At 60.6% G+C, this 6,672-nt stretch carries 8 protein-coding genes and 2 pseudogenes; 6 read left to right on the top strand and 4 right to left on the bottom strand.

Annotated elements, in window-relative coordinates; translation table 11 throughout:
* Positions 1-193 (top strand): hypothetical protein (locus GSQ79_RS28975; RefSeq protein WP_210253076.1); only part of this gene is annotated, 193 nt, incomplete at its 5' end.
* A gap of 225 nt (positions 194-418) precedes the next feature.
* Complete coding sequence (locus GSQ79_RS12780; protein ID WP_158809096.1) at positions 419-844, top strand: DUF1330 domain-containing protein; 426 nt, start codon at positions 419-421, stop codon at positions 842-844.
* 40 nt (positions 845-884) lie between these two features.
* Here the strand turns inward: GSQ79_RS12780 and GSQ79_RS12775 are convergent.
* Positions 885-1,272, bottom strand: a pseudogene (locus GSQ79_RS12775) (efflux RND transporter permease subunit); the annotation flags it as partial.
* Positions 1,273-1,705: 433 nt separating this feature from the next.
* Here GSQ79_RS12775 and GSQ79_RS12770 point away from each other — a divergent pair.
* Complete coding sequence (locus tag GSQ79_RS12770) at positions 1,706-1,864, top strand: hypothetical protein (RefSeq protein WP_158809095.1); 159 nt, start codon at positions 1,706-1,708, stop codon at positions 1,862-1,864.
* Between the two features lie 259 nt (positions 1,865-2,123).
* On the opposite strand, the gene GSQ79_RS12765 is transcribed toward GSQ79_RS12770, so the two are convergent.
* Positions 2,124-2,438 carry a hypothetical protein gene (locus GSQ79_RS12765; RefSeq protein WP_158809094.1) on the bottom strand — a complete coding sequence of 105 codons (315 nt, stop codon included), beginning with the start codon at positions 2,436-2,438 and terminating at the stop codon, positions 2,124-2,126.
* Between the two features lie 288 nt (positions 2,439-2,726).
* On the opposite strand from GSQ79_RS12765, the gene GSQ79_RS12760 reads away from it, so the two are divergent.
* On the top strand, positions 2,727-2,906 hold the full coding sequence (locus GSQ79_RS12760) for a hypothetical protein (RefSeq protein WP_158809093.1): 180 nt from the start codon (positions 2,727-2,729) through the stop codon (positions 2,904-2,906).
* 283 nt (positions 2,907-3,189) lie between these two features.
* Here GSQ79_RS12760 and GSQ79_RS12755 read toward each other — a convergent pair whose 3' ends face one another.
* Positions 3,190-3,792: a MarR family winged helix-turn-helix transcriptional regulator gene (locus tag GSQ79_RS12755; RefSeq protein WP_158809092.1), complete on the bottom strand. Its 603-nt coding sequence runs from the start codon at positions 3,790-3,792 to the stop codon at positions 3,190-3,192.
* A gap of 107 nt (positions 3,793-3,899) precedes the next feature.
* On the opposite strand from GSQ79_RS12755, the pseudogene GSQ79_RS12750 reads away from it, so the two are divergent.
* Positions 3,900-4,913, top strand: a pseudogene (locus GSQ79_RS12750) (efflux RND transporter permease subunit); the annotation flags it as partial.
* A gap of 242 nt (positions 4,914-5,155) precedes the next feature.
* Here GSQ79_RS12750 and GSQ79_RS12745 read toward each other — a convergent pair.
* A complete protein-coding gene (locus GSQ79_RS12745) occupies positions 5,156-5,527 on the bottom strand; it encodes a helix-turn-helix domain-containing protein (protein ID WP_158809091.1) in 372 nt (123 codons plus the stop codon).
* A gap of 64 nt (positions 5,528-5,591) precedes the next feature.
* Here GSQ79_RS12745 and GSQ79_RS12740 point away from each other — a divergent pair, with 64 nt between their 5' ends.
* Complete coding sequence (locus GSQ79_RS12740) at positions 5,592-6,419, top strand: cation transporter (RefSeq protein ID WP_158809090.1); 828 nt, start codon at positions 5,592-5,594, stop codon at positions 6,417-6,419.
* Positions 6,420-6,672 lie beyond the last annotated feature (253 nt).

Genomic DNA, 6,672 nt, shown 5'->3' with positions numbered 1-6,672 from the left:
TTGCAAACTCGGAGAATCAAAGGCCGCGAGGCCGGTCAACCAATTTCAGGTCGGGCTCTCAGACCCATCAGCGCGGGGCGGTGCCTTGAAACAGCTGATCAAGGCTTGTCCCGGCTCATGGAATTTTGAGCTCGGTTCGAGCGAAGGAGTCGCGGCCGCGATTAAGACAAAGGCCGATGCGACAACCATCTAAATCCGACCCTGCAGACATCTCGAAACGGTGAAGCGACCCGCGGTCAATCACGAGATACGAGTTGCCACGGTTATAGCGAACTGGAAAGGCCACTGAATGTCGCGTCTGATGCACTTGGGGCTTGCCACTGCGGTTTTGTGCGCGGCGCCAGCTGGGTTTCACCCCGCTACAGCCCGCGGCCACAGCGGCTTCCACGGTGGTGGCAGGACGCGAAGCGTGCCCCCGGTGTACGTCATCATCAATGCGGTTGAGATCAAAGATGCGGAGTCGTTCAAGTCCAAGATGGTGACAGTCGTGAGCGCTCTTCCGTCATTTGGAGGACACCTGTTGGCCGACAGTTCAAGTCCTTCGTCCTTGGATGGGGACATTCCGCAGCGTTTCCTAGTCATCGCCTTTGGCAATGTCACGGACATCAACTCTTGGAAAGAAAGTCCAGCATATAAAGTACTCGATAACGAGCGAGACAAAGCCGCTAAGGTACAGGTCTTCAGCGTTGACGGTTTACCGGACGCAGCTATTGCTTTAAGCGCGTCTGCCATCAATGGGACCGGACAGGTACAGACGACAAAATTCTATCCTGTAGGTGATCAAGACCGCAAGAAGGGTCGCGCTGTATCGAATAGCATCCAGGACATATGCAAAGGCTGCTGAAAACATCCGCCGTGCAAGACTGGACCTTTCGGAAGGACCGGAGCGGCGGCGTGACGCCGGCTGGCATCTGCTTGAGGATCGTTTGGGAGATCGAGGTAACTTGGGCCTGCGCCGCATTGATGTCGACGCTGGTCTGGAAATAGATTTTTACGATGCCGAAGCCCGGCAACGACTACGACTCGACGTGTTCGATGTCGTTGACCGTCGTGTACAAGACGCGTTCGTAGACGCTGACGATACGCCCGGACACGTCTTCAGGCGGCAGACCGGGGTAGTTCCAAACTACGCTGATTGCCGAGATGCCGATGTTCGGAAAGATATCCGTCGGCGTGCGGATCGCCGACAGCACGCCGAAGATCATGATCAGGATGGCTATAACCACGAAGGTGTAGGGCCGCAGAAGAGCGGATCCGAACGATAGCTGTCATGGGCCTAATCGCTCGGCCTGTCGTGCGCTATCAGGGCAAAGCCGACTTTCTATATTTGCCTGGGTGATCGCCGGCAGGCAGAATTGTTTTAAAGGAAACGGCCGAATAAAAGCCAAATTGGGTTTGCTCGCGATATCGTGTGAAGGACCTCGATGGTCATTTGCGCATGGCCGTTGCACTCACCTCTCCGCGCCAACATCCGGGCTAGGACGCCGATCTTCCAGATCGTCAGACGATCAGACGATCAGACGATCAGACGTGTGAAGGCGCTATAATTGGCAGGTAACGATTACGTTTCTCGGGAACGAGACGACGATGAAAATTCTTTAAGAATGTGGGTGTCAGCAGCCACCCGGTCGAAGCCGCTCGGTAGCCCGCCCTCCCCGGCACAACAACCGACCGGCTTCTTCATCATCATACATCACGATTAGACATGATAAAGATTGTTCTACTCGCCACGTTGATTGCAGCAATACCTCTAACAGTTGTCTCTGCCGCTCAAGCTGATATGGCTCATGATCACATGATGAAGAAGCACATGGTTATGAAGCGTCACATGGCGAAGAAAAAGATGATGCATCACGCCATGTGATTTTGATACCTAGGTTTAGCCTCGATACCAGGGCTCCGTTTGGCCGCGAACCTGCAGGCGCTCTCCGCAACTTGGCACCGTTCAACAGCCAGATTCACAAGGTTTTGTGCATCGGCAGTTCCAATTAAAACACGACTCTGCCGGACACGGAAAACTTACAGCAATGGCCTTGAGTTGAATAAGGAACATATGTACTCACGGCGCCCACTTCATGGGCGTCGCGTGGCGGACCGTGCAGTATTGTATTGGCGGTAGCGGTTTAGTCGCATGCGTCCTGTATAAATCTCGTAAGCGTCTTGTGTGCCACGACGTCGTTGAAGATCTGCGTCCCGAAGGTCATGATATCGGTACTGATAGCTGCAGTCTTCCCTGCGTCCTGAATTACGGCACCCTTCGAGATTTCACTTTGTGTCGCTATCACCCAGGTGGCCATTTGCCGTTCGGTCTCCTCTTCGTTGAGCGGAGTGAACTGCTCATCCGCCTGACGTGCGCTTTCACAAGCCGTCGTAAGGTCGGCTGCATGAACAGATGAGGCAATCAACGTGGAGAAGGCAACCGCAGTTAAAAAGCGCACGTCTATCTCCATGAGAAGCATTGCAGCATTTAACGTTGAGCCACAACGCGACAATTCACGTCGGAGAGGATTGCAAGCTGGTCACATTGTCGAGAAGGCGGCGAATCCTATTGAATGACGTATGGCTCGCCGCCCGCATCGAGCAGTTCAAGACGGAGAAGGAGGTCATGAAGACGACCTTCGGCGGCCCAGACGCAGGTGAAGGTCACCGAGTCGCTCACCGGCCTCGACAACCGGCTCGGCGGTACGAGCGACGCGCTGCGTCGGGCTTAAGAGAAGGTGCACGGCATGCGCGACCGCGCGGACGCGCTGGAGGGCATGGTTGAGCGCGGACAGCTGACGGACCAGTCCGATCCGCGGACCGCGACCCAGCGCGAGCTTGCGGTCATGCGAGCCACGAACGCCGTCGACGACGAACTGGCGCAGCTGAAGGCGGCAGCGCCGAAGGCGCTCGAACCGCCGCATTGAAGCGTTGCCAACGGGCGCCGTTCAAGTCGACTCGGTGCAGGTTGGTCGCCGCCCTGCCCCAAGGTCGCTGCTTGCGACGATACAATAAGCTCCCCGGCATGCCCCTAAGCGGAGGCCGTATCTGCGCGGACACAGCGGACAACGCCATCTCCAGTAAGGTGCAGCCGCTACCTTCGTCGCAAGCGCTGGCCTCTGGCCTTAAGTCCTGCGCAAGGCTCGCGGTGCTAACTTCCATGGCAGAGACGGCATCCGCCGCCTCGATCATCATAGGAAGCGCCCGGCGTCACGCCGCGGCGCTTTTCCAGGTGGTGGACCCGCGGCGCTTCTGCCTTCGAAGATCATGCTCCGCTGCCGCCAGATCCCCTTCGACACGCAGCGCCGCCGCCATGGCGTCGAGGCTTGAGCGCAATCCCGTGACGTGGGCGTCCACGAGCTTCAGCTGGCCGGCGATCGCCTGCCGCATCCGGAGTGCGTCGTCGCGAAGCCGTCGCCCGGACGATGTCAACGAAATCTTGACCTCCCGTTCGTCATCGACGCAACGCCGACGGGCGACGAGGCCAAGCCGCTCCATACGCTTCAACAGCGGCGTCAGGGTGCCGGAGTCGACATGCAGGCGACGGCCGATGTCCAACACCCTCAGGCCGTCTTCGGCCCATAGCGCCATCATGACGAGGTACTGGGGGTAGGTAACGCCAAGTTCGTCCAAATGAGGTCGGTAGGCCTTCTTGATCATATGGCTTGCGGAGTAGACCGCGAAGCACAGCTGGCTATTGAGGCGGAGGGGATCGGAGGGCGCACGAGGCTTTTCGCCGTCCTGTTCCTGGGCTGTCTCTTGCGTCAGATCTTCACCGAGATCGAATTCGCTCAGCAAGTACTGCTTATCCATGGCGACCCCAAACCGACTGCGGACGCAGCAATCTCTCATCGAAAGGTTGCGTGTACCTGAATATGCAGCACGCGTAGACGATATCCATTGTTAATAGGATACGATGCTCGAAGCTGATCAGCCTCGACCTTTCCTTCGCTGACGTGTCAGCGGCCTTGGAGGCCAACAACGCCAACAGGGGCGCCGGCTATCTCGAAGCCAATGGCGAGGGCGTCGTCGTCCGGTCCGCCGGGCGGTTGGAGAGCATGGCGGAGATCGGAGACGTCGTCGTCGCGACGCGGCGCGGCGTGCCGATCCACGTCAAGGACGTCGCGACGATCGCCATCGGCCGCGACTTGCGGACCGGCTCGGCGAGCGAGAACGGCAGGGAGGCCGTCATCGGCACCGCCCTGATGCTGATCGGGAGCAACAGCCGCACCGTTGCGACGGCGGTCGACGACAAGATCAAGCTGATCGCGAAGGCCCTACCGCCGGGCGTCGAGATCCAGACGGTTCTCGATCGCACGCGCCTCGTCGACGCGACGATCCATACCGTCGGCAAGAACCTGATCGAGGGGGCCCTGCTGGTCGTCGCCGTGCTGTTCCTGCTGCTGGGCAACGTCCGCGCCGCGCTGATCGCTGCGATGGTGATCCCGATCGCCATGCTGATGACGATGACCGGGATGGTCCAGGGGCGCATCAGCGCCAACCTGATGAGCCTCGGGGCGCTGGACTTTGGCTTGATCGTCGACGGCGCTGTGATCATCGCCGAGAACGCGCTTCGGCACCTGGCCGAGAAGCAGGCGGAACTCGGCCGCGGCCTCACTCTCGACGAGCGGCTGGCGACGGGCCGGCGCGCGGCGGAGGAGATGATCAAGCCGTCGCTTTACGGCCAGGCGATCATCGTCCTCGTCTACGTGCCGCTTCTCACCTTCTCCAGTGCGGAGGGCAAGATGTTCGCGCCGATGGCGCTGACCGTGATGATCGCCTTGGTCTCGGCCTTCGCCCTCTCGCTCACGTTCGTTCCGGCGCGCATCGCGATCGCCGTCACCGGGCGCGTCCAGGTGACGGACAATGCTTTCGTCGGAAGCCTGAAGACCGCCTATCGGCCGGCGCTGGTGACCGCGCTGGATCATCCGATGGCCGAGGTGAACAACAGGCCGGCTCCAAGCAGCAGCGCAAGGGCGGCGGCCCCGACGAACACACGGCGTTCTGCAACGAGCAGCGCAGGGTCTGCGCCTCGTCGCGATCGCCGATGGACCTTGGGCGCTAGCACTGCATGATCGCACACCGGCAATGCCTGACGCGATACTGAGTGGGCATCATGTCCGGATCAGTGCTTGCCGCGCACGCATTTCCCATGGTCGGCGAGGACCTCGATGACCTAACAGTCGGCGACGACGCCCCGGCCGCATGACGTGATCATGGCTTGGAGTTCCACTTTGAGCGCCGGCAGGCTGACGAAGCACTGCTCGACTTCGACGAGTCTCGCCCGCGCGATCTGGTCGGCCGTCGCGCAGGACTGATCCGGATTGTCCTGCAGCGCAAGCAAGGTCTTGATCGCGTCGATCTCGAGCCCGAGTTCCCGCGCGTGGCGTATGAACAGCAGCCGCCGCAGATCCCTCTCGCTATAGACGCGGCGGTTGGAATCGCTACGCGTCGGCGCGGCGAGGAGACCGATCTGCTCGTAGTAGCGGATCGTCGGCACCTTGACGCCGCTCCTGGTCGCCGCGGCGCCGATCGAGATTTCGTCCATTTCGCCCTTGCTCCTCTAGTCGCTAGAGGATGTAGCGTCGTGCATCAGATCGCAAGGGACGAAGATGAGCGACGTTGCATTGGAGACCCGCTTCCAAGTCGGCGGCATGGACTGCGGGGGATGCGCCCGCAAGGTCGACACCGCGGTCAGGCGGATCCCCGGCGTGCTTGACGTGTCCGTATCGGTCACCGGCGCGGCGATGACCGTCAGCCACGACGATACCGTGGATCTCGTCGCGATCGAGAGGAAGGTCGAGCTTCTGGGCTTCACCGCCCATGCCGACGCCATCGCCGATCCGACATCCACCCACAACCGCGTTCAGCCGAAGGAAAACGTAGCGGACCGTCTCTGTCACAACCACGATCATGCCGCGATGGAGCGCGGTCCGGTCGCGCTTGCCTGGTGGCGAAGCGTCAAGGCCCGCGTGAAGATCGCCGCAGGCGTCGCTTTCGTGGCGGCATTAGTCGCCGCCGGAATCGAGCCGCGGATCGCCGCTTACGCCTTCGATGCCGCGATGCTTATGGGACTGCTACCGATCGCACGCCGCGCGGTCGCCGCCGCGCGTTCCGGCACGCCGTTCACCATCGAGATGCTGATGACGATCGCTGCCGTCGGCGCGGCGATCATCGGTGCCGGCGAGGAAGGTGCGGCCGTCGTATTCCTGTTCCTGGTCGGCGAACTGCTCGAAGGCGTAGCCGCGAGGAAAGCGCGATCAGGCATCCACTCCCTGAATGCGCTCATTCCTAAGACCGCTAGCTACAAGATCAAAAGTCTAAGTCAGGCCGGCACGCTGATCGCCGAGTTCGGCAGGGATGACAGCGGAATCGACGCGGGGATCTCCGTCGGGCTTGCTGGGCTTCGAGAAAGGAGACGCCTTGCTCATCGCGACTAACGCGATCCGGAGGCGGTAGACCACGGTCAGCATGGTTTGCTGACGCTGCTGCGCCCCTTAGGGCCTCGAAGCATCCACTTTAGTTCGTTGAACTGAATGTTCTTTCAGGCGAAATCTTACTCCATCTTCCAGACGCTGCTGAACGAGTGTCCGACCTTCCAGGACGCGATGGCCGCGGTGTCCTGGCACGGCGCGTCGACCGGATCGCGCGTCACGCCGAACTCGTGGTCGACGAGGCGCCCGACCTCGAAGC

The sequence above is a fragment of the Beijerinckia sp. L45 genome (assembly GCF_009765775.1).
GTDB lineage: Bacteria > Pseudomonadota > Alphaproteobacteria > Rhizobiales > Beijerinckiaceae > RH-AL1.
The sequence above is the reverse complement of the archived record's forward strand: the minus strand, read 5'-3'. Positions and strand labels throughout refer to the sequence as shown.